The sequence below is a fragment of the Leptospira saintgironsiae genome (genome assembly GCF_002811765.1).
Classification (GTDB): domain Bacteria; phylum Spirochaetota; class Leptospiria; order Leptospirales; family Leptospiraceae; genus Leptospira_B; species Leptospira_B saintgironsiae.
In genome coordinates this window covers 12,104-39,097 of the sequence record NZ_NPDR01000004.1, presented here as the reverse complement: position 1 = coordinate 39,097, position 26,994 = coordinate 12,104, and the positions used below count along the sequence as shown (strand labels likewise).

21 protein-coding genes and 2 tRNA genes are annotated in these 26,994 nt (G+C 37.0%); 17 read left to right on the top strand and 6 right to left on the bottom strand.

The annotated features are described in order from the left end of the window. The first annotated feature begins 1 nt into the window (after position 1). From CH362_RS10340 to CH362_RS10330, 3 genes are all read left to right on the top strand, one after another. Positions 2-1,198, top strand: coding sequence for an acyltransferase family protein (locus CH362_RS10340; RefSeq protein ID WP_100710283.1), 1,197 nt, complete (start codon positions 2-4; stop codon positions 1,196-1,198). A 129-nt stretch (positions 1,199-1,327) separates the two neighbouring features. After that, positions 1,328-2,314 (top strand): hypothetical protein, encoded by a 987-nt coding sequence (locus CH362_RS10335; protein ID WP_100710282.1) that lies wholly within the window; start codon positions 1,328-1,330, stop codon positions 2,312-2,314. A gap of 92 nt (positions 2,315-2,406) precedes the next feature. Beyond that, positions 2,407-3,060 carry a response regulator gene (locus CH362_RS10330; protein ID WP_244280551.1) on the top strand — a complete coding sequence of 218 codons (654 nt, stop codon included), beginning with the start codon at positions 2,407-2,409 and terminating at the stop codon, positions 3,058-3,060. Here the strand turns inward: CH362_RS10330 and CH362_RS10325 are convergent. After that, positions 3,057-5,387 carry a sensor histidine kinase gene (locus CH362_RS10325; RefSeq protein ID WP_100710280.1) on the bottom strand — a complete coding sequence of 777 codons (2,331 nt, stop codon included), beginning with the start codon at positions 5,385-5,387 and terminating at the stop codon, positions 3,057-3,059. The two genes, CH362_RS10330 and CH362_RS10325, sit on opposite strands and share 4 nt — an antisense overlap. 104 nt (positions 5,388-5,491) lie before the next feature. Here CH362_RS10325 and CH362_RS10320 point away from each other — a divergent pair. Together CH362_RS10320 and CH362_RS10315 are read left to right on the top strand one after the other, a co-directional pair. After that, positions 5,492-5,565, top strand: a tRNA-Ile gene (locus CH362_RS10320). 84 nt (positions 5,566-5,649) lie between these two features. After that, positions 5,650-5,722, top strand: a tRNA-Ala gene (locus CH362_RS10315). Positions 5,723-5,729: 7 nt separating this feature from the next. Here CH362_RS10315 and CH362_RS10310 read toward each other — a convergent pair. Continuing rightward, a complete protein-coding gene (locus CH362_RS10310) occupies positions 5,730-7,346 on the bottom strand; it encodes a hypothetical protein (protein WP_244280550.1) in 1,617 nt (538 codons plus the stop codon). A gap of 103 nt (positions 7,347-7,449) precedes the next feature. Between CH362_RS10310 and CH362_RS10305 the strand changes: the two genes are divergently transcribed. Further along, positions 7,450-8,706, top strand: coding sequence for a PQQ-dependent sugar dehydrogenase (locus CH362_RS10305; RefSeq protein ID WP_208859570.1), 1,257 nt, complete (start codon positions 7,450-7,452; stop codon positions 8,704-8,706). A 33-nt stretch (positions 8,707-8,739) separates the two neighbouring features. Here the strand turns inward: CH362_RS10305 and CH362_RS10300 are convergent, their stop codons facing one another. Then, complete coding sequence (locus tag CH362_RS10300; RefSeq protein ID WP_244280549.1) at positions 8,740-10,281, bottom strand: hypothetical protein; 1,542 nt, start codon at positions 10,279-10,281, stop codon at positions 8,740-8,742. Between the two features lie 158 nt (positions 10,282-10,439). Here CH362_RS10300 and CH362_RS10295 point away from each other — a divergent pair, with 158 nt between their 5' ends. From CH362_RS10295 to CH362_RS10275, 5 genes are all read left to right on the top strand, one after another. Further along, complete coding sequence (locus tag CH362_RS10295) at positions 10,440-12,707, top strand: NAD(P)-binding domain-containing protein (RefSeq protein ID WP_100710276.1); 2,268 nt, start codon at positions 10,440-10,442, stop codon at positions 12,705-12,707. A gap of 55 nt (positions 12,708-12,762) precedes the next feature. Further along, positions 12,763-13,239 carry a TfoX/Sxy family protein gene (locus CH362_RS10290; protein ID WP_100710275.1) on the top strand — a complete coding sequence of 159 codons (477 nt, stop codon included), beginning with the start codon at positions 12,763-12,765 and terminating at the stop codon, positions 13,237-13,239. A 43-nt stretch (positions 13,240-13,282) separates the two neighbouring features. Beyond that, complete coding sequence (locus CH362_RS10285) at positions 13,283-13,642, top strand: hypothetical protein (protein ID WP_244280548.1); 360 nt, start codon at positions 13,283-13,285, stop codon at positions 13,640-13,642. Positions 13,643-13,726: 84 nt separating this feature from the next. After that, positions 13,727-14,974, top strand: a complete 1,248-nt coding sequence (locus CH362_RS10280) for a TolC family protein (protein WP_100710601.1) — start codon at positions 13,727-13,729, stop codon at positions 14,972-14,974. Further along, the gene (locus CH362_RS10275; protein WP_100710274.1) at positions 14,940-18,047 is read left to right on the top strand and encodes an efflux RND transporter permease subunit; all 3,108 of its coding nucleotides are present in this window, start codon (positions 14,940-14,942) and stop codon (positions 18,045-18,047) included. The genes CH362_RS10280 and CH362_RS10275 overlap by 35 nt, the downstream gene beginning before the upstream one ends. 24 nt (positions 18,048-18,071) lie before the next feature. On the opposite strand, the gene CH362_RS10270 is transcribed toward CH362_RS10275, so the two are convergent. Continuing rightward, the gene (locus tag CH362_RS10270; RefSeq protein WP_100710273.1) at positions 18,072-18,638 is read right to left on the bottom strand and encodes a hypothetical protein; all 567 of its coding nucleotides are present in this window, start codon (positions 18,636-18,638) and stop codon (positions 18,072-18,074) included. Between the two features lie 79 nt (positions 18,639-18,717). Here CH362_RS10270 and CH362_RS10265 point away from each other — a divergent pair, with 79 nt between their 5' ends. Together CH362_RS10265 and CH362_RS10260 are read left to right on the top strand one after the other, a co-directional pair. Next, complete coding sequence (locus tag CH362_RS10265) at positions 18,718-19,119, top strand: MerR family transcriptional regulator (protein WP_100710272.1); 402 nt, start codon at positions 18,718-18,720, stop codon at positions 19,117-19,119. A 112-nt stretch (positions 19,120-19,231) separates the two neighbouring features. Beyond that, positions 19,232-19,795: a hypothetical protein gene (locus tag CH362_RS10260; RefSeq protein WP_244280547.1), complete on the top strand. Its 564-nt coding sequence runs from the start codon at positions 19,232-19,234 to the stop codon at positions 19,793-19,795. Between the two features lies 1 nt (position 19,796). Here CH362_RS10260 and CH362_RS10255 read toward each other — a convergent pair whose 3' ends face one another. Continuing rightward, a complete protein-coding gene (locus tag CH362_RS10255; RefSeq protein ID WP_100710271.1) occupies positions 19,797-20,993 on the bottom strand; it encodes a DUF3095 domain-containing protein in 1,197 nt (398 codons plus the stop codon). 113 nt (positions 20,994-21,106) lie between these two features. Here CH362_RS10255 and CH362_RS10250 point away from each other — a divergent pair, with 113 nt between their 5' ends. The 4 genes from CH362_RS10250 (at position 21,107) to CH362_RS10235 (ending at position 25,855) form a co-directional block, all read left to right on the top strand. Next, the gene (locus tag CH362_RS10250; RefSeq protein WP_244280546.1) at positions 21,107-22,528 is read left to right on the top strand and encodes a proline dehydrogenase family protein; all 1,422 of its coding nucleotides are present in this window, start codon (positions 21,107-21,109) and stop codon (positions 22,526-22,528) included. Next, on the top strand, positions 22,525-24,105 hold the full coding sequence (locus CH362_RS10245; protein ID WP_100710270.1) for an aldehyde dehydrogenase family protein: 1,581 nt from the start codon (positions 22,525-22,527) through the stop codon (positions 24,103-24,105). The genes CH362_RS10250 and CH362_RS10245 overlap by 4 nt, the downstream gene beginning before the upstream one ends. A 97-nt stretch (positions 24,106-24,202) precedes the next feature. After that, positions 24,203-24,937: a hypothetical protein gene (locus tag CH362_RS10240; RefSeq protein ID WP_100710269.1), complete on the top strand. Its 735-nt coding sequence runs from the start codon at positions 24,203-24,205 to the stop codon at positions 24,935-24,937. Positions 24,938-25,006: 69 nt separating this feature from the next. After that, the gene (locus CH362_RS10235) at positions 25,007-25,855 is read left to right on the top strand and encodes an alpha/beta fold hydrolase (RefSeq protein ID WP_100710268.1); all 849 of its coding nucleotides are present in this window, start codon (positions 25,007-25,009) and stop codon (positions 25,853-25,855) included. Position 25,856: 1 nt separating this feature from the next. Here CH362_RS10235 and CH362_RS10230 read toward each other — a convergent pair whose 3' ends face one another. Then, on the bottom strand, positions 25,857-26,930 hold the full coding sequence (locus CH362_RS10230; RefSeq protein ID WP_100710267.1) for a winged helix DNA-binding domain-containing protein: 1,074 nt from the start codon (positions 26,928-26,930) through the stop codon (positions 25,857-25,859). Between the last annotated feature and the right edge of the window lie 64 nt (positions 26,931-26,994).

The window sequence follows — 26,994 nt, the reverse complement described above, 5'->3', positions numbered from 1 at the left end:
CTTGGCCGAACAAAGCTCTCCAGCCAAACAAAGCAGGCTGGATTATTTAGACAATCTCAGATCTTTTGCGCTATTATTAGGACTCGCATTTCATGTTGCGATCGTATATGCTGCAATCATTATATATCCATTAAGAAATGACGATAGATCCATTGCTTTCGATGTTTTCGGAGAATGGGTGCATCTTTTCAGAATGCCAATGTTCTTTGTTCTTTCAGGTTATTTTACTGAAAGGATCTATCTTTCCAAAACATTAAAAGAATTTTTGAAACTAAGAGCATTAAGGATCATCCTTCCTTTGATACCAGGGATCATATTATTTGCCCCAATGCAATATTATGTAAACGCATTACAAGAAGGTTATCAAGGAAACTATTTCAAGTTTTTATGGGAAGAATTCTTACTTAAGAATCCCGCTCCTTCTCATCTTTGGTTCATTCTATATTTAGCATTATATACATTTTTATATTTGGGAGTTCGTCCAGTAGCCTCAAGGATCGGAACATTCATACTTCCTTCTTCCAGATACGGAGAAGAAGGATCTACAACAAGATCCAGCGTAAAATGGGAAACATTACTCATCGCAGGGATCTGGTGTACAATTTGGACCTGTTGCATTAATTACTTTTTCCTAAAGGACGAAAAATACCTGAACATAGAACCAGTCCAGTTCATATATGATTTTAGTTTTTTCCTATTCGGAAGTTTTTTGATCGGAAAAGAAAATACGATCTTAAAAGGAAAAATAGATCGTTTTGAGATCATTCTTCTCGGATTTTTATCTTTTTTATTTTTCGGATTATTTTATTGGGTCAGCACAATAGACCCATACTGGTCTTATTTCGGATACACTGGATTCGGGATGAGAATACTTCATATTTTTCTAAAATGTTTGGGCGGATGGATCTGGATCGCATTTTTTATCCGACTTTTCCAAGTTTTCTTTAATAAAACGAGCAAACTCAGTTCTTATTTAAGAGAGTCTAGTTTGCCAGTGTATTTGATCCATCATCCAATTTCTCTCGGGGTTGGATTTTTAGTGGTGAGCACAGGTCTTTCTATCTGGATCAAATTTTCACTCCATATCTTCTTGGTATACGCTGTAACTTTTTTAGTGTATCATTATATTATTCGGGATTCCAATTTCTGGCTAACTGTGCTTGGAAATAAGGGAATCAGTTTCAAACGAAATAAGTAACTCTTGCCTGTCGCCTAACAAGATATCCCTTCGGCTTCTACCTATATGTTAGTGCAAATCTAGTAGTCTTACGAATAGAAATTTATTCATTTAGGGGTCATAATTTTCCCGCAAAAAGGCAAGGGAATCATGAACCTCAATCGAAAAACTTGGATCTATATTTTATTATTCTACATAACAGGACTAATAGGTTGCGCAAAAGACAATAGCAGCACCGATCCTTTAATGTATTTGGTCGTATTTAATAACGTTCCTGTTGCAGATATAGTATTCGAAAAAGGTTTTCCAGGTTCAGACAATACTCTTACTACAAACAATTTTACAGGAGTTGTCGGAGATTATACTATTACAATCGGTGGAGAATCTGCTACCGGGATCAATCTTCCTGGAGATGGAAGTTTAGAATTTACAATGCCTACTATTTCAGGGATCACCGAAAACACCACTCTCCCACTCGTAATTACCAAGAACGGAAATCCATTCCTTTCAAAAACGATAAGGTATAGACCAATTATAGATATTACTTTAGGGGCACCTAACAGTTATAGCAGACTGGTAAGCGCGGCAGATCAAAATAGCTATCTAAGTATCACGTTAGGAAGTACAGGAGATGTTCTTTTCAATATATTCGGATATTTCGGAGCCAATCTGAATTTGTATTATTATACAACCGCAACAGGTTCCAAAACTACAATTGTAGAAAATGAAAAAGCTGGTGCTCAGTTCAAAAAGGTAAATCTAGCAAGCGGAACCTATATTATAGAAGTTCGATATACCAGCGGTGCGTTTCCCGCAAGTTATAGAACCAATATCGCAAACGGTCAAATTCAAGCGACTGCTGTTTCCAATCAAATGGACTATGCCAGATGTTACGATACTTTGGCAGGAGGAACCACATACGTAGGAGCTTCACACGATTGTAATGGCTTAAATGGAGGCTCATTTACTCGCAGTGGAAGATGTACTTATCCTAGTGACGGTGGAATTACGACCAGAAGTTATTATACCAGCGGAACTGGGTTTGGCGGATTTGACCCTTGGTATGCACAGACCACTTGCACTCAACCTGGCTATGGGTCCTATAATGAATCCGAGGCAATTTACGAGTTCAACTAAAAAGAAGTCCTTCATAATTTTATAATATTTTCCACGGGTTCAGAAATTTTTTAGGATTGCCATTGTTGTTACATTCTCTAAAATCCGAGAAAATGTCCGTCCGAACCTGTCCTAAAATATTTTTAATAGACGATCATCCTATCGTTCGCTCCGGATTGGAATCTGAGATCAAAGCTTCTGGAGATTACGAATATTGTGGTTCAGCCTCCTCAATAAGAGAAGGCACCAAGATGATGGGTTTCGCGAGGCCAGACCTACTGATCTGTGATGTTTCCCTCCAGGATGAGAATGGTATTAAAGAATTAGATTCTATCCGTAGAAAATTCCCGGATATGAAGATCGTATTTTTAACAATGCATAGAGATTGGTCTTATCTACAAGATGCAATCTCGGCTGGTGCAGATGGTTATATTCTAAAAAGTGATCCTATGGAATCCATTATGGCTTCCATTAAAAAAGTATTAAATAGAGGCAAAGTATTCCCTGGGGAGATCGCAAACTTCAGCTATGACGAAAAACATATTAGAGAAGTTGCTGAGATCGTAAAAAAGCTTACCAAAAGAGAAAGCCAGATCCTGAACTTTTTATCCAAAGGAAAACTAAATAGAGAGATCGCAGAAGAATTAAAACTGAGCGTCAGGACTGTAGAGGCCCACAGAGCATCCATATTCAAAAAGTTAGAAGTGGATAATATGGTAGAATTAACCAGAATTTTAGTCCAACTCAAATCCTTAGATCCAAATTAAGAACGAAGAAGTATCGTAAACCTCGTGCCCTTCCCTTCTTCAGAAGAAACTAGAATCTCACCACCATGAGCAGATACAATTTTACGAATGATAGAAAGTCCAAGTCCAGTTCCATAAGGCTTTTTACTTCCGAACCCTGAATCAAAAATATATTTTTCCATATCCTTGCTAAAACCTTCTCCATTGTCTTCGAAGATCAAATAAACAACATTCTCCTCTTTTTCGATCCAGATAGAAAAGGTACCTCTTTCATCAGTGGCTTCTGCAGCATTTTTTGCCAGATTAAAGATCAACCTGCGAATACGAAGCGGGTCCAAACGAATACTTCCCTTCGCATTTATCTTAGAGACAAGTTTCATCTTAGTTGATTGAAAGAAGGTTCCCAGGTCCTCAAAAATTTCCTTAAAGTATTTTTTTATATCCACATTTTGCAGATCCAGGATGATCCTATTTTTAGAAAAATCTAATATATCTAGGGTAAGATTTGTAAGTGCGTCAACTTCCTTCTCCGCCTGAAAAAGAAGGTTAGTTTTAGATTTACCTTTTTGAGATCCTATATTTTTCAGATTTTGACGGATCATCGCAATTGGATGTCCTAAATCATGAACAATCTCTGCAGAAAGTTCCCCTATGATCGCAAGTTTCTCTCGATCCTGTCTTGCAATATTACGTACTGAAAACGCAAGTGCATCTGCAATTCCTCTCACCCAATCCACTTGAGAATCATCTGAATATCCTTCAAAAGGAAGATCGAATATCAATTTATAAGGTTGATCATCCTGAATAGAAACAATCAGTCTATTATTTTGGATCATTGGTTCAGTAAGAGAAGAAGGATCCAAGCCCAAAAGATCCTGCACATCATATTTATAAACTTCTACAATTTCTAAATCCCCTAAAGAAGAAATAGAATATCTTTTCCATACTGAAGAATTTGGTTCTTCTAAATATACATAAACTGTTTGTTCTTTTCCTTTTTCATGAAGCATCTTTAATGCTGTGTCTGCAGCCTTATCATAAGAAGAAGATTGCATAATCTCTCTAGTAGAAAATACCAAAGATTTCATTTTAGTTCCAAGCGTATCCGAACGTCGGAATGCTTCTGAGAAAATTTTAGAGATTAAGACGGAATATCCAAGTATCAGTGCAACTTCTCCATATTGGATGAGGTAAATGCCTTTCCAGAGCCCAAGGAAGAGCATAATATCATTCAAAGTGCATAGGCTAATCACTACATAGCCCGCAAATAGAATGAGTCCACCCTCTATCTTTCTTTTCAAACCTGTTGCAAGTAAGATGAACCATATGGGCATTGTGACCAAAGGCATATATAATGCGATTGGAAGAAGTGTAAGTGTATAATATGCATTCGGAAAAAATAATACGACAAAGACTGCTAAATAGTATGGAATACAGATATATTGGCCAAATCTTCTCCAAAAATCGGTCTTACAGTACCTATACAAGAACGCATATAGTGTAGGACCGGAAGCATATACACTAATATACTCCAAACGATTCGGAAGTTCCCAAGAAATTCCCTGTAAAAATTCGTAAGCAAGCCTGGAATCTCCGTTTGTTAAAGAACGAATCATGATCAGAAAACAATGAAATGCGAATAATATATGAGCCGATTCGTTCCTTCTGAAAAAATAAAAGAATATATTATAAAAAGACATTGTGGCCGCGATGAGTACCAAGGCCCACTCTAAGTCCCTTTGTTTTTGAACATTCTTTAAAACATTTTCCAATTCCCCTAACTGAATAGAATTCCAAACTCCTCCCCATCTGTTTTGAAAATTGGAAACATGAAATACTAACTCCAGATTTTCTGAATCAGGAATTAAAGAAATTTTTAACTCATACTTTGCTCTGGTTTCCAATTCGGATTTTCCTAGAGTTCCAACATTTGCGACCTTCTTACCGTTTGCATAAAGTATATAAGAAGTTCCGAGATCTGGAATTCTGAGAGCCAAAGACTGTTTTCTTTCTCTTAATTTTAACTTAAGTCGATAGGTAGCGTAACCATGACCTGCAGATTTAAGATCTTTAGAAAAACTATCAGTCCAAACGGAAGGAACGGTTATGAATTTTTTTTTGGATTTGAATTTTGGATCGGAGAAATCGCCTGGAGAAATAAATTCTTCCCAATAAAATTCCCATTCTCCATCTAAAGGAATGATCTTACCGTCTTCGAAAGAATGTTTGCTTAAATCCAGAGTTCCATTCTTAGCAGAAGAATGTTCAGAACCCGATCCGATAAGACCGCAGTGAAAAAGAAAAGAAGAGATTAGGAGGGCAAAGAAGGTTGTTTTTCCGAATCTCACGCGGCAAATCTACGGTGAATCTTGAAATCCGCAAATGCAAAACCTGTCTGTTATTCTAAAAATCCCTTGCCAGAGAATCTCGAATAAAAATCATGTCTCTTACCGGGCCTGTAGCTCAGCTGGTTAGAGCACACGCTTGATAAGCGTGGGGTCATAAGTTCAAATCTTATCAGGCCCAGGTAAAACGGTTTAGATCGAGTGGATAGTCGGACTTCCGATAAATTTCTAAACCGTCAAAGCTTCCACTCATCCCTTGACACAAGGGGCGTTAGCTCAGCTGGGAGAGCATCTGATTTGCATTCAGAAGGTCATCGGTTCGATCCCGATACGCTCCAATGTTCTTTATTTCCTTCCTGTAAATTTCTTCCAAACATTGATCTCTGCTTTTTTCAGTAGGATAAAGTCTTTGATCTCTTTCTCATTCTTCGTGGAGAATACATAAATTTTTGCTCCGGGACATTCTTCTTCATGCGCACCTGGACCAAAAGTTTTTGATAAAACCTCTTTATCTAATTCATTTAAGATCGCAAAAGAGTAATTCCTATCAAGCTGATACCATCTAAACGTATTCTGCCAAGCCCGGATGCTTAGATCCGGTTGGTAATAATCCGAGACTAATCCTATTTTAGAAAAATTTCGAACAGGAGCGGAAGTCCAAAAACCTCCCATACCTCTTTGCCAATGGTTCTTTCTACCTAAATCATCTAAACAAGATATCCAATCCGGATAGTATTCAATCTTTAGAGGTTTATTTTTAATAATATAAAAAGCTAAATACCCCTCAGCATATACAAGAATGGAAAAGGTAATTATCTTTAAGGCTCTACCTCTAATCAGAATACAAAAAGATCCAAATAAACTTGGTATCAAAATTCCTAAATAACGAAATGGAATTTTTTCAGGTAGAGTATCTTCTGAAACATAAGCTATTAAAATAAGAAAGAAGGGTAAGATAACTCCGGAAAATAAGTAAAATAAATTCAAGTTTAAGTATTGGTTATCATCTTTTCTGAACTTTCTTAAACTAAAGAACAAGATACCACATCCTAAGGCAAAGATCCAAAGTATTCCAGTCATTGAACCCCAAAAAATAGGCAAACTATTCCAAAAAGACGTATCGAAGATCAATTTAAAATTTTCGAATATACTTTTTTCAAAATATCGATACGAAAAGAATACTATATTATTTTTAACGAGTAGAGAATAAGTTTTAACCCCTATAAATAGACCTAAAACAATCGGAATCCATTTCACTGAATAGGAAACCAAAAGTTTTGGATCCTTAAGGAGCTTACTCAGATTCGTAAATAATTCATATAAAAGAATAGGGATCAAAAAAGAAGGTAGAAATAACGGGTCCGAAAGAACTGCTATAAAGATAAGGAAAAACTCTAGTATATAATAGGCCTTGTTCTTTTTAGCAGTGAAAAATAAAGCCCAGGAAATCGGAAGCAAACACCAGGTTCCCGTATGAAATCCGGGAAGAAATAACGATAGAAAGCGATTCTGGAAAATAAAAAGTCCACCCAAAACAAACCATATAGAGATCCGATAAAGAAAACTAATATTAGATTCGTCCGGCAGAAATCTTTTTAATAAAATATTCCAAGAAAGAAACAAAAATGTCCATTGTAAGATAGTATATCCAAGATGAACGACTTCAATGGAAGCGTTGATCGGAATTGCAAGTAGTCTAAGCAAAAAATATAAAATTAGATCCGGAAATAAATAGAACGCAGGAGTCCAAGTCCAATCCATCAATCCAGCAAATACGTTACCTTCTTCGTATCCTTTAATAAGTTCCGAGAATACATTTGCAAAAAATAAAGAATCAGTGGAATAAAATGTTTTGGCCGTCGATTCGGAGCCCGAGATAGTCCCAAGACTGATCAGAAAAATTGAAAAGGAGATAAGAAGGAAGGATAGTTTTATTTCCTTACGATCCAATAACTGATCCATTAAATTCACTTCAGAAAGACTTCTAATCTAAATTGGACCGGTCAAGCGGATTCCGCTCAGAAAAAGACTGGATATAATCTTGCTTAAAGGAAGAATTCGGATCATGAAACTTTTCTTCTATAGATCCTTTCTAATTCCGACAATTTCCTTACTATTCTTCACTATATCCTGCGACGATATACGACGTTTGTTGGTGGCCAATGTAGACGACATGGCAAAATACAAAGCAGAAGGAAAAGAATCCGGCTTAGTTGCAGTCTTCAATCAAAACGATGAAAAAAGAAAGAAGATCAAGATCAGCCTTACGACGATCGGAAAAGGATTCGAACAACCTGTAGACTTATTAATGATCCCTGGACCGGATATATTCCTGGTGGCAGAAAAGACCGGAGCACTAAAATGGTTGGATCCAAAAGACGGAACTTCTGGTATATTACTAAAACTTGATGGAATTTCTACAGACTCGGAACAAGGACTTTTAGGAGTAGTTCTCCATCCTGAATTCCCTGAAAAACCTCTTTTGTATTTGAACTATGTAGCAAAGAAAAATGGAGAAACTAGTAGAGTTTCAGAATGGACCATAGATCTCCCTAAAGATCCTAAAAAAGCGAAACTTTCTAAAGAAAGGATCCTGATGGAAGTCAAACAACCCTACGGAAATCATAACGCAGGCCAATTGGCATTTGGAAAAGACGGTATGTTATATATCGCTTGGGGAGACGGAGGATGGATGGGAGATCCTAAAGGTAACGGACAAAATCCTTCTACCTTTTTAGGTTCCGTTCTGAGAGTGGATGTGAACTCAAAAGATCCAGGCAAAGAATATTCAGTTCCAAAAGATAATCCTTTCTTAAAGGACCCATCATTCAAACCGGAAACATTCGCTTACGGTTTCAGAAACCCTTGGAGATATTCATTCGATCCTTCTGGAAGATTGATCATCGCAGATGTGGGACAAGATCTATTCGAAGAAGTTGATATAGTAGAAGCAGGAAAAAATTACGGTTGGAACAAAATGGAAGCAACTCATTGTTTCGAACCTAAAACAGACTGTGACAAAAAAGGATTAACAGATCCAGTTTTTGAATACGGAAGAGAAGACGGAAGTTCTATCACAGGCGGTTACGTTGTTACTAATGACCGGATCTCAGATCTACATGGCAAATATGTTTTTGGAGATTTTGTATCAGGAAGGATTTGGGCAATAGATCTTCCTAAAGACGGAAGCGCTGTAAAAGAAGCCTATTCTTTAGGGAAATGGCCCGTTTTAATTTCAAGTTTCGGAAAAGACGCAAGAGGCTCCGTTTATATAGCAGACTTTGGAGCAGGACAGATCCTAAGGATAGATCCGGGAAAATAATATACACACCTGAACATTTTAAATTAGAAAATCTTAATATCTGGAAGTGGAAAACTTCCAGATATCTATCTTGCCTCGATTTTCTTTCACAAACTCAAAACTTTTATCAGAATTTGCAAATGTATAAATGGGTATCTTATCACAATAAGAAATAGAAATTGGTTCTCCTAATTTCTGCCTCACAATCTTTTCGTCGACACCATCTATAATCGCAAAAGTATAAGGTGGATTTTCTCTTTCAAACCAGTTTAAATTATTCTGCCAATAGAATAACATTAGATCGTAAAGATAATCGTCAGGCTCTAAACCTTTTTTAGAAAAGATCCTCATGGGCCTTACATACCAAAAGCTTGCAATTCCTCTTTTCCAATGCTGCTTGTCTGCAAGCTCATCCAAACATGCAACCTTTGTAGGATGATGTATTAACCCTAAACCTTTAGAATAAGAAGAATAAATCCCAAAAAGAACCCCGAGAAAAAATAAAACTCCCAACACGAATTTCGCAATTGAAATATCCGAAACTCTTAAAATACAAATGGTTCCAATTCCTAAAAACCCAAGAAGAATTTCTCCAAAATATCTATCTATTCCCTGGATACCTAACCTTCCAGTTAATCCAAATATAAATCCATATACCAAAAAAACAAAAGGAACAACGATCCCAAGAATTAAGAAAAGATAAACTGGCTTATTTGACACTCCTTCTTCTTTTTTGGGTAAGAACTTTAAAACACTAAAAAACAAAATGATCAGAATAAGATAGATCCAATTTTCTTTAAACAAATAAGAGAAAGAATGAAAGAAACTTTCCCATTTCCAAGAAGATATCGCCTCCCCTATCTTTTGGGGTGTAGCAGTCCCCGGAAAAAATACAAAATGGTTTTTGCGTAAAATTTGAAAAACAATCCGAGAAGTTACAATGCCTAAAAACACTGGAAAATATATGTATGCGATTTTCTGGATCTTGTGAACGGATCTTTCCCTAAGCAACCAATCTAAAACATGCAAACCCAGAGAAGGGATCAGGAAGTAAGGAATAAAAAGTAGATCGCTTAAAGAGAATAAAAACACGGCGACAGCGACCAGAATAAAACTTTTCTTAGAGTTACTCCCTTCCCATTGATAGAAAAATCCCCATGCCCAACATAGAACCGCCAAATTTCCCCCATGAAACCCTGGCAAAAATACAAATAGATCTTGTTTAGATAATATTAATATGATTCCGATCAAAAATCCAAAACTTAAAACTAAACTCAATTTTTCATAAGAAATTTTTTCTTTCGTCAATATCTGCAAAAGAAATATAATTCCGAACAAAAGTAAGATCCATTGGAATGCGGAATAAGATAAATGGGTCAGTTCCCAGCCACCATTCTCCATTGATAACAAAATGGTCCTAAGTGCAAAATACTGCACTAAATCAGGGAAAAAATATAAGGCAGGAGTCCAACCAAAACCATTCAAAGAATTTAAAAAGTTTGCTCCGGGTTTTAGAAAAAGTTCCTGGTAAATTACAGAGAAAAAAAGAGAATCAGAGTTATAAAAGAAATCAGCAAGTTTCGGGTCTACTGCCACCCTTCCTAAGGAAATGCAAAATCCAACGAAGCCTAGCAATGCGATGATAAAAAAGAAAAGCCGGTTTTTTGTATTGAGTCCTTGCAAAAAATCCATCCAACAGGAGTTTTCTTTTTAGATCAGAGCGGGCAAGCCGATTTCTAATATCTGTAATAGTTATGAGCCTATTATCATTCGTTCCTAAATATTTTGATTGGTTGAATAATAACGCCCCGCAAGGCGATGCCGAAAAATATCCTGAAACAAATTCAGAATTCGAGAGTTCAATCCCAGGAATTTATATCTCAGGAGATCTGACTGGTGTTCCTCTTTTAAAATATTCTGTGCAAAGCGGTGTTTCAGCGATCCGTAATATTCTTCAAAAACCTAAAAAGAGAACAAAAGGAATCTTAGATGTTTTGATCGTTGGTGCTGGGCCTTCGGGCATTGCAGCGGGTATTGAAGCAAAGAAGAACGGACTCGACTTTCTTATCCTAGAGGCAAACCAACCATTTCATACGGTCACAAGTTATCCCAAAGGAAAACCTATCTTTGCAGAACCTTCCGAACTGGAAGTGGATTCCCCCATTCAGATCAAAGATACAACCAAGGAAGATCTTTTAGATTCCTTGGAATCAGTATTAAAAAAGCATAAACTTCCAATTTTAAATGGGGAGAAGGTAGAGTCCATTCTTCCTTCCAAAGATTCCGAGTCTGGATTTGAGATCCAAACAGAGTCTGGGAAAAAATTCAATTCTTCTTATGTCCTACTCGCAATCGGAAAATCAGGAGATAGCAGACGCCTAGGAATTACTGGAGAAGACCAAGAAAATGTTTTCCATAGACTGATTGATCCTCAAGACTTTCAGGGACAAAATACATTGGTCATAGGAGGAGGAGACAGCGCAATAGAAGCTGCATTATCCTTGGTTGATATTTCTTCTTCCGTCACTTTATCTTATAGAGAATCTGAAATTTCTAGACCAAAAGAAGAGAATAAACTTAAATTCCAAAAAGCAATCCAAGAAAATAAGATCCAATTTTTACCAAATTCTAATCCAGAAAAATTCGAATCTAAACAAGTTCTACTGAAACAAGGAAACAAAACAAGAAAGGAAAAAATAGATTCTTCCTTAGTATTGATCGGCTCAGAGGCGCCGCTCTCCTTTCTCAAAAAATTAGGAATAAAGATTAAAAACTCATTCAATTCCAAAGAAGTACTTGGATTTGTTTCCTTATTTTCCTTTGCATTATTTTTATATTTTGGAAAAGCATCTTTTTATGCTGCCTTTTGGTATTCCTGGGCAGCATTAGCTTCTGGGATAGTATTTGCTCTCTCTTCCAGCAGATTTTTACTTTCCAAAGAGACATTCTTTTCTTGGAGATGGAGAACATTCAAAAATCTTTATCTACTTTCTGCAGCACTTTATTTCTCCTTCGTATATTTAAGTGCAAAATATATAGGATTTTATTTATTCGGGAAATATCCTAGTTTTCATTATACAGTTTTATATTCCACAACCATACTATTCTTCGGGATCAGAAGAATCCAGGTAAGACCAACACAATATATAAAATTACAAACAATTACTCTAATCTTAATTCAGATCTTTCCTCTATTCCTATTGCCAGAGATCATTCTTCCTTTCTTGGGAGACAAAGGATTATTAGGACCTTCTAATGGGTTTTTACTTACTCAGGTGTTTCCTGATGGTGCCTATTGGAAAGCTTATGGATTCATCTTGGCCTGGCCATTGAATATGGGAGTATTATACGACGGAGGGATCACTACCTTCTGGTTAATTTATGGATTTCTAATGAGTTTCGGACTAATCCCATTTATTGTATATAAGTATGGGAAAGGTGCATATTGTGGATGGATCTGTTCCTGCGGTGGTTTGGCAGAAACCCTAGGTGATGAATATAGAAACAGAATGCCTCATGGAAAATTGGCATATAAACTAGAACATTCGGGCCAATGGATCTTACTCATTGCCGCGATTCTCACTATTGCAAAATTAGTAGGAAGTTCAGGACAATTTTTCTGGCCCTTAGAATTTGGCGCCGACTCAGTCAAAGTATATTATGATTTGATTGTGGACCTAGGCCTAGGTGGAGTTGTAGGAGTCGGAGCATATTTTATGTTCTCCGGCAGGATATGGTGCAGAATGTTCTGTCCACTTTCTGCACTTATGCATATCTACGCTAAGTTCAGTAAGTTCCGGATCTTCTCCGAGAAAAAAAAATGTATCTCTTGTAATATTTGCACATCAGTTTGTCACCAAGGAATTGATGTAATGAATTACGCCAATAAGGGAAGACCAATGGACAGTGTTCAATGTGTCAGATGTTCAGCCTGCGTGGTAAATTGTCCTACTCAAGTCCTTTCTTTCGGAACATTAGAGAAGAATGGACAAGTATTGGATAAATTAAAAGCAGTCCTCTAAAAGTTACGAATTTTTTTCTTGTCAATTTATTGTATTTAGAGACAATCTCTGGCCTATGAGTTCTTTTCTTACACATGTCCAAGACAGATTAAAAGCCTGCGGTCCATTATCTTATAAAAATATGTTCGGAGGTTTCGGAGTCTATTCCGGATCTCAAATCTTTGCAATGGTCATCAAAGACCGTTTATATTTCAGAGTAGGACAATCCAACCAAGCAGAATATGAAACCGCAGGAATGGCTCCCTTTACTTATGCGGGAAAGGACGGCAAACTTGTCAGAGTTTCTTATTGGGAAGTCCCAGAAGAAATTTTAGAAGATGATGAAGACCTTGTATTCTGGTTCAGAAAATCTTTAGCAGAAGCAAACAAAGCCGCTTCTTTAAAAAAGAAAACCGTTCCAAAGAAGAAGGTCACAAAATCAAAAGTCTCTTCCTCCACTAAGAAGGCAGTTGCGAAGAAAAAAGCTGCCCGCAAAAAATCAGTCAAACGTGCAGTTAAGAAAACTACGACAAAACGCAAGGTCGGCCGGTAGTTTTTTCAATTTACTTTATTGAGCCGACTGTTACTCTGGAAGAATGAAATCGAGATCATTGAAAGTTCTGGTGGCTTGCGCCTTACTTTCTATTCTCGTACCTGCATTTAATTGCGGTCCTTTTTGCGAAATTGAAGCAAGTGTCTCGGAATCTTCTCCCTGCCACCAAGATCAAAACAGAGATAGCGGACCTGTATGCGATTGGGATCTTGTTTCTATTAAAAAAGAAATAGAAGATTCCCGCTCCATTCTATCCTTTCCTGTTCAAGTTATTGAACATTTTAGAATAGGTTTAGAAGATTTAGCCCATATCTCATCCTTCTATCCTTTCCAGATAGAATTCCAAAAACTTTCCAGCTCGGAAACTATTACTCACCTTTCTTTTATCAGAATTTTGATTTAGATCTCACATTATAATTTTCTGTTTTTATAATGTGAGGTTATTGTGCGTTTTTATTATATACTCGTATTTTTATCTTTTTTTTGGATGTCGCTTCTCCCTGCCCAAGCGTCGGAGAATGATACAGCAAAAGAATTAGACTTAAATTCCATCATGTCAATCGCGGAGAAAAATTCTCCATTACTCACCGCGATCCATTCCGACTTAGAAAGCCTTTTTTATAAAAGAAGGCAGGAAGGTAGGACCCAGAACCCTTCTGTTTATATTGATTACGGTCAAAGAAAGGCGGCCGACGAATCAGGAGCTGAATATGCCCTCCAAATAGAGCAGCCAGTTTATTTTCCGGGAAGGAAGGAACTCAAACAACTTTTGGTAGATAATGATTCCAAGATCAAGGAAGTCCAACAAATTGAAGCCTTCAATTCGATCCGACTGAGCTCGATCAAATTTGCATATCGTTACTTGGTAGCGGCAGATAAGAAGAACCATGTAAAAGAAAGACTTAAAAGACTTTCCTTGATCGAAAGTTATATCAAGGCAAGACCGTTCTTTACTCCTCAGGCAAAAACAGATTTGTTCATCATAGAAACCAAAATTTTGGCCCTAAGAAAACATTTTAATGATCTCGAACTAGGAGCTGCAAAGGATTACGAATCCTTAAACTTGTATTTAAGGCAAGAATTCGTTCCAAATCTAAAAATCCCTTATTTTAGATCCGGAGTAAAATTCGATCGCAAAGATTTGGAAAAAAGAGCGGTTTCCCAAAACCCCACAATCCTTGCCGCAAAAGGAGAATTGGATAAGGCTCGAACAGAACTCAGATTGGCAAACTTAGAGAAATATCCTGATTATTCTATCACTAGTCAGATCGGAGAAGATAAATCCGGGGTCGCCAACAGGTTTTACGATTTTGGATTGAAGTTCAGGATTCCAGTTTGGGACCAATTCCAAAACAAAGTAGCCTCAGCAGAGACCAATATGAAGTCCAAGCAAGATAGGCTAATATATCAAGAAAATTTAATACATACTTCCTTCAACCAGGCATTTCTGGAATACGAACAATCCAAAATGAATCTGAAACTATATGATCTTACCCAACTGGATCGGATCGATAGGGATCTGAACTTCGCAGACATGGAGTTCAAACGAGGAAGGATTCAACTTATAAGTTACCTGGAGTTGGAAAACCAGCTACACGAAACACATCATGCGGTTTTGGACGCCCAAATTTCACATTTGGAAAGTCTTCTGAACCTACTTTATATTACGAACGAAAAAGATATTTTAGGAGTAATGGGCAATGCTAGCCAGACTTTTGAATACCAGCCTAAATAACCCATTCCTATCTGTAGGACTGGTTTCATTTTTATTAATATTTTCATTTTATACTTTAAACGAAGTCCCTATAGATGCCGTACCGGACATCACAAACGTGCAGGTGATTGTCACAACTGACACTGGCTCCTTGGATCCAGAACAAGTGGAGAAGGTGATAACCTTTCCTTTAGAAACTGAACTTTTGGGGCTCCCGAATCTAATAGATGTACGTTCCGTATCTAAATTTGGTTTATCTAATATTTCTCTGATCTTTAAGGAAACTACGGACATCTATCAGGCAAGAGCTATGGTAGCCGAAAGGATTGCAAGTGCTAAGGAAAAACTTCCTCCAGGTGCGACCCCGACGATCGTTCCAAACACTACAGGTCTTGGAGAGATCTTTTTTTACTCAGTAGAAGCAATTCCAGATTCAGAATTGGATAAACTTCCTGAAGAGAAAAAACTTTTATTCTTAAGAACGGTCCAGGATTACGTAGTTCGTCCTCAAATCAAAGCGATGGTCCCTGGAATTGTAGAAGTGGATTCCAACGGAGGTTACGAAAAAGAGATCCATATAGATGTGGATCCTAACCGAATGAAACGTTGGGGACTTTCTATAGATCAAATTGTCCGAGATATTTCAACGATTGGAGAAAGTTTCGGCGGCGGGTTCATAGAAAACTCAGGAAAAATTTCCATCGTAAGAGCCTATGGACTTAAAAAAAATCTAAAGGAGATCGCTGCAATTTCAGTCAGAAGAACTCTTACAGGTGCATCAGTAAAGGTTTCGGATATAGCGGATGTGAATGAGCATGGAACTCCAAGATTAGGAGGAGCAAGCTCTAACGGAAAAGAAATTGTATTAGGCACAGCATTAATGTTAAAAGGAGAAAATAGTTACAGAGTAAACGAAGATCTCCATAAAGCAGTTTCTAATCTAAGCTTACCTGAAAATGTAAGAGTGAGGATTTTATTAGAAAGATCCTTCTTAATTCAGTCCACAATCAAAACGGTCTTAAAAAATCTGGGAGAAGGTGCGATCTTAGTAATACTTACACTTTTTCTAATATTATTCAATCTAAGGGCCTCTTTGATAGTTGCGCTGATCATTCCCGGTTCCATGCTACTTGCTTCTATTTGTATGAGATTTTTCGGGATCTCTGCCAACTTAATGAGCTTAGGTGCAATAGACTTTGGATTATTAGTAGATGCTTCTATCGTAATTACTGAGAACGTTCTCTCTAAATTCGAAACTGGTAAATTCACAAACAAAGAAGAAAAACGAAAAGTCATTTTGGATTCTTCCTTGGAAGTTTTAAAACCAGTATCTTTCGGGATCTTAGTGATTATGTTGGTCTATGTCCCGATCCTCACTCTGGATGGGATCCCAGGAAGAATGTTCCGACCTATGGCAGAGACAGTACTTCTCGCATTGGGATTCAGTTTATTCTTAGCGGTTTTCCTTCTTCCTCCCCTTTTATATTTTTTCTTAGCGCCTAAAAACCTAGGAGCACATAGCAAGAAAAAAGATAGCAAGATCGTAAATTGGTACGCAGAAAAATTACCAAAGATCTTAGAGCAACCTCGCAAGATCATTATATATTCTTTAATATTCTTCGCAGTAACACTTCTTATCTATTTCAGAATGGGAACAGTATTCCTTCCTAAATTAACGGAAGGAGATTTGATGTTAGTAATTGTTAGAAATGGAAACACAGGATTAGAAGAAAGTTTAAAAGAGCAAAAAGAATTAGAACTTTTCCTTGGGCAAATGCCTGAAGTAGAAAGTGTATTTTCCAGGATAGGCACAAGTTCAGTTGCAAATGATCCGATGGGTCCATTCAATGCGGATACATTCATCATTCTTAAAAAAGATATTCTTCCTGACCTTTTGGAAAAGAATACATGGGAAAAATTCTTAGATAAGATTGAAACATCCGTAAAGGAAAAATTCCCAGAATCAGAATTGACCTTAAGCCAACCTTTAGAGGCCAGATTTAACGAACTATTAGAAGGAAGTAGAGCTGATATTAGCGTAAGAATTTTAGGAAAAGATCTAAACGTTTTACTACAACTACAGGAAGAATTAAAAAACACATTAGAAAAGATCCATGGAGCCGCAGAAGTTGAATTGGATCCTATCATGGCATTAAGAAAATCGAATGTAATCGATGTAATCCCTGATAGCAACAAGCTCAAATATTATAATATCTCCCTGCCTCTATTTAACTCAGTTCTGGAAAGTTCCATGAGCGGATTCGAACTAGGAGGATTTTATGAAGAAGAAGTTAGATTCCCTATCAAGATCAGACTATCAGAAGAATTCCGAAATAGAGAATCCGAAATTGGAGATATCAACGTAGGAACCGAAGACGGAGGAACTGTGCCTATCCGACTTTTAGCTTCCATCCAAAAAGGAGAGAAGGTAATGACCATCTCCAGAAATAAATCCAGAAGATTCGTAGCAGTCTCGGTGAATTTAAGAGGAAGAGATTTAGAGGGATTTTATAAGGAAGCAATCACCGAGGTTTCTAAATTACAGATTCCTAATGGATATTCTATTTTCTGGGGAGGACAGATCGAAAATCTATCCCAGGCAAAACAAAAATTATCTGTGATCGTTCCTGTTACATTGTTTATGATATTTACTGTTCTATACTTAGGACTCAGATCTATCAAACAGGCGCTATTAGTATTCTTCTGTGTTCCTTTCGCCTTAACTGGAGGGATATGGTTCCTATTCTTAAGAGGGATGGATCTAAGCGTATCCGCGTTCGTAGGATGTATCGCACTCTCTGGGATTGCAGTCTTGAATGGGCTCGTAAAATTATACACGATCGATCGGATCCGAGCAGAAAGCAAACTTAGCGTAAGAGATGCAGTATTGGAAGGTGCGGTCAGTCGTATTCGCCCTGTGGTTATGACCGCACTCGTCGCTTCTTTTGGATTTATTCCTATGGCATTCGGAACAGGATTAGGTGCAGAGGTCCAAAAACCGTTGGCCACAGTAGTGATCGGAGGAATTTTTTCTTCCACGATCCTAACCTTGGTATTGCTGCCAGCATTCTATTATTGGTTAGAAAAAGAATAAACCAAGTTTATCATTCGGTTGTGATTAACATCCGCAGCCGGATGATTTTTGGGATTCTTTATTCTTTTTAAAAGAAAACCAAAACCATATACCTGAAACTGCAACCCCAATCACTGGGACCATATATCTTTCTAGATCCAAAAGATTTCCTAAAAATTCTGCGGAGAACCAGCCAAAAAGTAAAGGTGCTAAACAAGATAAACATAAGATCCCAGCAAGCAATACGGAAAGTTTAGCGAATGATTTGTGCTTGGTCGGAGTTATAATATTCTTCTGTTTACGATTTAGAAAGGCGGATCTAAAAAAATCGATCCCATCTTTACTGGAAGAAATTTTGATCGTATGCCCATTCTGATTTTTTTCCAATTTAAATTCCAGAAAAGGACAACATTGCTGTTCTTTGGAAAACCATTCCCTTAGTTCTTCTGCAAATAAAGAATGATCAAAGTAAAGCTCCAATCCTTCTTCCGATTCCAAAAATCCTTTAGCACGATCCAATACTTTTTCGGAACGCAATATATGGGACCTTCTCTCCTCACTTGTAAATACTGTTAAATTACAGGCGATAGGCATTTCTTTTTTTGTTAACATAGTCAACCTCCTGACTGAAAACAGGTCCAATATACAGGTTGGAGTTAGGTCCAAGGTCAATAGCAGGGACAAAAATTTTATGCAAGAAAACAGAAATTTTTTAATAGGCCAATTGGCGGAGAAGGTAGGAGTTTCAACGGATACTATCCGCTATTATGAAAAAGAAGGGTTGATCCGTTCTCATAGACATACAAATAATTATAGGATCTATTCCGAATCGGATCTAAAAAAATTGGGTTTTATCTCGAAGGCCCAAGGTTCAGGATTTACTCTCCGAGAAATAAAAGAACTTCTATCTTTGATAGATGAAGGAAGAAGGGACTGTGCCGATTATGAAAACGTTGCCAAACAAAAGGTCAATGAGATAGAATCCAAGATAAAAGTTCTGGAAGAATATAAAAATTCCCTAATATACTCTCTGGAATGTTGCAGCCCGGAAACAAAAGAATGCAAAAGCCTGCCATCTTTTAGCTGCTCCTAATCGATTTAGAATGATTCTGGAGGAGAAAAATAAATTACTGACCGTGGATTTTTTAATTTTATAGAAACTAATTTCCATCTTGTTTGTTATAATTAAGCAACGGAGAAAGAAGATGGTCCCTCGGTTTTACATTTCTTTTGTCATCTTTTCCATAATTATTGCATGTGATAAAGCAAATCCAATCGCGTTCGACGCTTCTAAATCACTACCAGGCGCAGCAGTAGATCTTAGTTTTTCACAGATCATTTTCAGTACACCTCAATCGAACCAAGCAAGCTCCGATTATTGGCACTGCTCACTTTCTATCAACTGCCAAAACGTATATAGTCTAAACCTAAACCAAGCGGACACTGTAACTATCGCAGTGAATTCGGTTACTGGTGACTCGGTTGTAAGACTAGCTTTATTTTCTGGCTCCGCCTTAAATGGAACAAATTTGATCAACGGAGCTACAACCGACAGAGAATGTGGAGGACAGAATATAAGCGACACTATTGCAGTTTCTATCCCGAGTGCTGGGCCTTATTCTTTAGCAGTCGGAAGGGATTGGGGAAATAGTGCAGACGCTAGCGGAACATATATGCTCACACTTTCCTCCACCTTGGTCAGTATGTCCGAATTTGCAAAAATATATTCGAATACTGCAACCCAATCTAGCGGCTATAGCTGCCCTTAGATTATGCTGCTACAGCCTGCAGTTTTTTCTTGAGAACTGTTGCGGCCAAAGCATAACCACCGCCTGCCCCATCTATAAAATGAACTTCTCTTTCTGTTCCTGCATGCAATAGACAAGTCATCAATGCTCTATCAGAAATATGGATCCCAAAATGTAATTTGCCGGACTTCTCCGCTTCTGCCAAACTGGATTCCAATTTTTTTCTATCTATAGTATCCGTTGCAAATACCATCTTAAAAGTTCCGTCAAACTTCCTAAAATCGGAAGAGATGATCTGATAGTTCTTTAACTTATTTAGTTTATAATGAAACGCTTTTAGAGGAAGATTCCATCGGATCGCAAGTTCTGCACCAAAAGTCTCGAATTTAATCTTCCATAGATATAGTTTTCTTAATATACTATTTCCTTTAGAAGATGCTATCGCTTCATTATTCAAAACGGAAGAAGAATGTTCTATGATCAGATTTTCCTCTCTTAGTGGATGATATTCCCTTTCAGAACCGTATAAGGAATCGATCATGGATAATAGACCAGAAAGAGTTTTTGCAGCTTCTGAATCGGAATCAGAATTGATCTTAACGATAAGCGAGACCATTTCTCCCTTAGGACTTTGGATATCTTTCCATCTACAAGTAAAACCTGAAAAATCAGCTCGGATATTTGGAATATAAGAATTATCTGTTAGATATTTAGAGTTTGGTTCTTTTATCTTAATCTCTGCATAAGCTACACCGGTCCCACCCAAAACAGCCTGAGTATAATGTTTGGAGATCCTAAGTTTAGCCATGGTAAGACTGTAACCCGCTTCATAAATATCAGAGACGGGTACAAATCCTATCCGAAGATCCATCTTAAAGTAATCTCTTACAAATTCTCTTGTATCCGCAAGAATGTCCCGGACCTCATTTAATCTAGAGCCGGGAAGCAAGATGGTAACTCCATCCCCCCCAAAGAAAAAAGGAAACTCCATATCCTTGAGAAGATTTGTGATCCCCATCAAGGTCAGCCCCCCGGCCATATTCACATCCTTATATCTACCTTCTAAAATCGCTTCCGTAGATTTTACTATGTCTGTAACGATCACAATCCAATCATCTGGAACCTTTCTATAATGTTTACTGTTCGTAACTTCAGAAAATTGGGAAATCTCAGGAAGCTCCTTATAAAAATTTATGGTAGAATGTGTTAGGATATTCATTAGCTGGCCTACCGAACTTTGACTGTCTATTTGCCCAAAAGGCAAAGCTTTTTTCCAACTCGTAATATTTGGTTTGGGAATAGTGGATGCAAAAGCTTTTCAGAAAGGTTCGCATGGCAAAACCGCTTGGATCAGAACAAAATAGAATGAAGGCTACAGAAGAAAACGAACCTAAAATAATTACTTCTTCACCGGATCTTCAAGATAAGATCCTGGAAAAAGGAAAGGAATTATTTCGTTTAAGTGATTCTTTCGAAGACAGTTTTTTTAGTACATATAGATTGTTTTCTAAAAGTCTTTTATTTTTGGAAAACCGTCCTCTTCTAAAGCTGCAAGCATTTAGATTTGCAGATCTATTCCCGAGCCTTAGTTCTCTTTCTTCTATCTCTCGTTATATCCGGATCTATTTTGTTGAAACTCCTACAGAACTTCCTAAATGGATCCTGTTATTTCTTTCCTTACTTTTATCAAATCCACTCAGCTCGGTATTCGTCGCAGTAGGCGCTAAGATCGGGATCAGACTTACAGCAAAATTTTTTATCTTAGGAAGGACTTACGGTTCTGATCGTAAAAAGATCATAGATAGATACAAAAATGGGATCTGCTCTACAATAGATATATTAGGAGAAGCTGTACTTTCTGAAAAAGAAGCAGAACGTTATATCTCTGAGTATTTACTTTTATTGGAAGAAGTTTCCAAGGATAAAGAAATTTCAGAAATACGCGACTCTCAATTTCCAGGAGAACCAACAGGGAACGTTTCGGTAAAATGTTCCTCTTTATATTCTCAATTGGATCCGCTTGCACATGAATCTTCTGTAACTCATTTAATGAAGAAGTTAAGGCCAATCCTTAGCTCTGCAGTTTCCAAAAATATTTTTATCAATTTGGATATGGAGCAGTATGAGACCAAAGATATTATAATGGACACTGCATTTCGTATCTTTGCAGAGCCAGAGTTCCAAGACTATCCACATTTCGGGATAGTGGTCCAAGCATATCTAAAAGTTTCTCAGAAAGATCTGCAAAGAGTAATAGAATATTCTAAAAAACGAAAATATCCGCTAACTGTTCGTTTGGTAAAAGGAGCTTATTGGGAATATGAAATGACCCAATCTGCCCAAAAAGGATGGGAACCTCCTGTTTTTCTTATAAAGTCTGAAACAGATAGAAATTACGAAGAATGTTCAGCGCTCTTATTAAAATCCTATCCTCATATTAGACCTGCATTCGGTTCCCATAATATAAGGAGTCTTTCCTCCGCATTTGTTAAAGCAGCAGAATATTCAGTCCCAGAAAACTTTTTTGAAGTACAGATGTTATACGGAATGGGGAACTCCTACAAGCAAGCAATTCGTAGTTTAGGAATTTCTGTCAGAGAATATTCTCCTATTGGAGAAGTGATCCCCGGTATGGCTTATCTGGTAAGAAGATTACTCGAAAATTCTACCAACGAAGGTTTCTTAAAAAACATCAATGCGAATAGTAAAGATAGAGAAAGACTATTGTATTTGGAGAATTCAAAATCAAAATGAACTTTCATAATAATCCTGATTTTCAAAATGAAACCTTAAGAGACTTTTCAAAAGAAGAAGAAAGATCCATTTTAAATAAAGGATTCGTTTCTATCCGAAAAGAATTCCCAATTCAAGTTTTCCCCATCATCTCAGGAAAAACAAAAAAATCTTCCTTAATAGTCCCTGCTTTAAATCCAGCAAATACATCAGAAAAAATCGCAGATATACATTACGCTTCCATAACAGACGCAGAAGAAGCAACCAAAGACTCGGTGCAATTTTTTGAAACATGGAAAAATACAAAACCTGATATACGAATCGGATTTTTAAAAAAGGCAGCAAACCTTCTACGCTCCCAAAAAGCAGAACTTACCGCTTTGATGTCTTTAGAAGTAGGAAAAGGAATCAAAGACATAGACGCAGAAATCGCAGAAGCAATCGACTTTTGCGATTTTTATGCAAAAGAAGCAGAATATATTTTCCAACCCAGAAAAAGAGACCTATTGGGAGAAGAAAATATTTATACATATATACCGAGAGGTGTCACCTTAGTAGTCGCTCCATGGAATTTCCCTTTGGCGATATTATGTGGAATGACAGTAGCACCGTTGGTCGCTGGAAATCCGGTCATCATGAAACCGGCAGAACAATCTTCCGCAATTGCATTCAAACTTTTTAATATATTAATAGAAGCAGGTATTCCATCTTCTGCGCTTCATTTTTTACCAGGAAAAGGAGAAGAGATTGGAGCTTATTTAGTAAAACATCCAGAAATACATACGATCAATTTTACAGGTTCCAGAGCAGTAGGATTAGGAATGATCCGAGAAGCAGCCTCCCAAAATCTAAAATTCGTAAAGAAGGTAGTTGCCGAAATGGGAGGCAAAAACGCCCTAATCGTGGATGAAGACGCGGATCTGGACGAAGCAGTGATCGCATCTATACAATCTGCATTCGGATTCCAGGGACAGAAGTGTAGTGCACTTTCAAGAATTATACTTTTGGAATCTAAATACGATATATTCAAAAACAGATTTATAGATGCACTACAATCCTTAAAACCTGGATTACCAGAAGATCCTTCTGTAAAAGTTGGACCGGTTATAGATTCAGAATCCAAAACAAGATTAGATACAATTGCCTCTCAATTCTCTTCTAAAATTTTAAGCAAATTGAAAATAGAAGAAGATCAAAAACACACAGGCCATTTTGTGGAACCTATTGTTTTCGAAAGCGACGATCCAACATCTCCCTTAGGACAAACAGAATTTTTCGGACCTTATGTTACCTTATTCAAAGCCAAAAATTTTGAAGATGCAATTAAAATAGCGAATAACGTGGATTATGCTCTCACAGGCGGGATTTTTTCGAGAAACCCGAAGAATATACAATATGCAAAGGAAAAATTTGAAGTTGGCAACTTGTATATCAATAGAGGGATCACTGGAGCAGTAGTAGATAGACAACCATTCGGAGGTTATAAACTTTCAGGTGTAGGAGCAAAAGCAGGCGGCCCAGATTATATAAAACAATTTTTAGAACCGATCAGCATCACTGAGAATACAATGCGCAGAGGGTTTATTCCGGAAACTTAGGACCTTCTTCTTTTTTTCTTGATTCTATGCCGAATACGCTCAAAAAAGAGAAGTGTCATCCGTTATTAATAAGAAATACATTTCCGGAGAAATATTAATGAAAGAAGAGATCGGAACATTCGTAAAAACTGCAGTCAAAAGTTCTGCAAAGATATTTTTACTTTCTTCCATAGCGCTCTTTCTTGGATTCATTTTTAATCTATTCCTATTAGCATTCTGTTTTCCTGAAATGAAAAGTGTCACGTCCGACTTAGGACCGATGCCTATCGCGAGAGCTGGGGGAATAGGAGCAATACTTGCATTAATCGTAATAGTCTTAGAACTCTGGCCTATCGTTCTTCTGGTAATCGGATTTGCATTCGTATTCCCTTTTCTCTATTTCCTCGGGATCAAAAAATATCTTTTAGGAAGAGAATTAGGCAATTTGGTCTCTGAAAACAAAACCTGGTTCACAGACAATGTTTCCGAAACTCTTTCCGAAATGATCAAAAAGAGAGTTGGATCTGAAAAGATTGATAACTGGGGTAAGTTTATCTCTTCTAAACTTAAAGACCTGCCTACGTTCTTACAGGAGAAGGAAAACTGGCCCAAGGTTCTACGTTTCATTTTACAAACCTTCTTGAAAAAGATCCGAATTGCTGAATTCGCAGAAGAAGTAGCTGCTGCTTATGAACAAAAAGGAACACAAGACATTTCCGTCTTAGAAGAAATTATCAAAACAAGTCTGAACAAGGCAATAGACAAACAAATGGAACCTTCTCCTCCACTATTTTTCTATATTGTATTCGGAGCAAACTTTGGGATCTTTTTACTAGTCAAAATCTTCGTATAAAAAATCCAGTTCGTCGTAACAATTCCAAGATAGGACGAACTAATATGTAGTCCTTGTCGAATTTAGTTTATGAAAACGTCGATACTTCTTCTTCTATCCTTAGTTCTTTCTTGCAGCAGCTACGAAGAAATGAGTATGGAAGAAGATAAAGCCTTCCAGAAACTCAAAGAATCCGATACATTCTACCAAGAACACTTCATCCAAAACAAAAAGGAAGAAACTCCGGTTCATTGGGTTAGCACAGGATGTAAACCAGAGAAGACAAAAGTCCTCATATTCATTCATGGATCTCCTGGGACTTGGTCAAATTATCTCAAATACTTAAAAGATCCTGAATTATTAAAAATCTATTGTATGCTTGCCCTAGACCGTCCAGGTTTTGGAAAATCTCCTGAGACAATTGCAAATGTTAATGATCAAGCAGAGAAAATTTTAGGAACTTTATCAAAACTTCCTGAAACACAAAAAGGGAAAAAATCAATTTCTATATTAGGACATTCTTATGGAGGTCCAGTCGCGGCAAGAATGGCTGCAATTTCTCCCGAAAAGTTTCAATATCTATTTTTGTTAGCGGCCGCCATGGACCCAGAAACAGAGGAAATAAAATGGTATAACAGGATCGCTGATACCTGGATTGCAGGCTGGATCTTACCTGAAGAATGGACTCATAGTAATTCTGAAATGTTGCCCTTAAAGGAACAGTTGAAAAATTTAATCCCAGAATGGAAAAAGATTAAAGCCAAAACAATTGTAATCCAAGGAGAAGAAGACGGACTTGTGGATCCAAAAAATCTGGAATTTATTCAGAAAAATTTTTTCACAGAAACAAAAACTTATCTCCTACGAAAAGAGGGACATTTTCTGCCTTGGAAAAACTATGATCTAATTCATAAATTATTAATAGAGTTCTCAGATTAAACTAAACTTCTAAGATTAGATTTTTCCCAAGAAAAGAAGCATATTCTTCCGCTGCCTTTTTCAATTTCTTTTTAAAATTTGTATTTAGGGGTTTGTAAGGATTTACTTTTAGTATAACATCTTCCTTTTTAAATTCTCTTTGCCAAATCCCGCTTACCCAACCATTTATAACCAATGTAGGTCTAAAAAGATCATCTGCAGGAGTTAAAAGCCTTTTAGGAGGTGGATCCATACAATCTCTGCGATCCGTATAGGCTAATAAGAACTCATCGAACGCAGGAAGAAGAAATAATGTATCAGAATTATTCTCTACTATATCCATCTTTTTAGAAGCGTAATAAGTCTGATCGTCCTTTTGAAAACTAATCAATTTTGAACCAAGACTTTCTATACCAGTCTTCGCATCTTTTAAATTCAATCCAGACCACCAAACAAAATCTGCCAAGGTCGCCGGAGCCCTAGTATCAAAATACTTTTTAGTGATATCGTAGAGAGATTCTTCTTTTTGCTTTTTAACTCTTTTGATTTTTGGGATCCACTCTTCGATCAATGTATAAGTAAAATCTTTATCCCTTCTTGGGCCAAAGCAGACCAAACCTTCCAAACCTGCTCTTTGTAAAATATGAGATAATCTGGTTGTATTTGTGGTAATCCCAGACTTTTCTAAAATAGAAGATATTTCTTTTCTGGTAAGAAAGTTTTGGTTCGAAAGATTTTTGGAAAGAATAGAATAACATTTTTTTAATACCTTAGTATCCAATTCTATCTTTTTGTAATGAGCCGAGTATTTAGAGATTGTAGGAGGACCTAATAAATCTAATAACCAATAAATATCTTTGGCAGAAACCACATGTAATGTTCCTCTCAGGGGCCAAGATCGGATGATCTTTTTATCCAAGAATGCAGACTCAATATCTTCTTCTTTTAAACTAGGAGCCCTAAGTCCTATTGCCCATTTAGATGCAGCATAATCCTGGCCTTGGATAGCGCCCAAAGCTTCTAACACCTTTTCGGCAGAAGAATATTGAGAACTCGAAACATGTAGATGTTTCAATCTTGTTAATGAAATATTCACGTAAGTTAATCTAATCTATAAAATGTGAATTTTCGGAAATCATTTTACTATCTATAAAAATAAA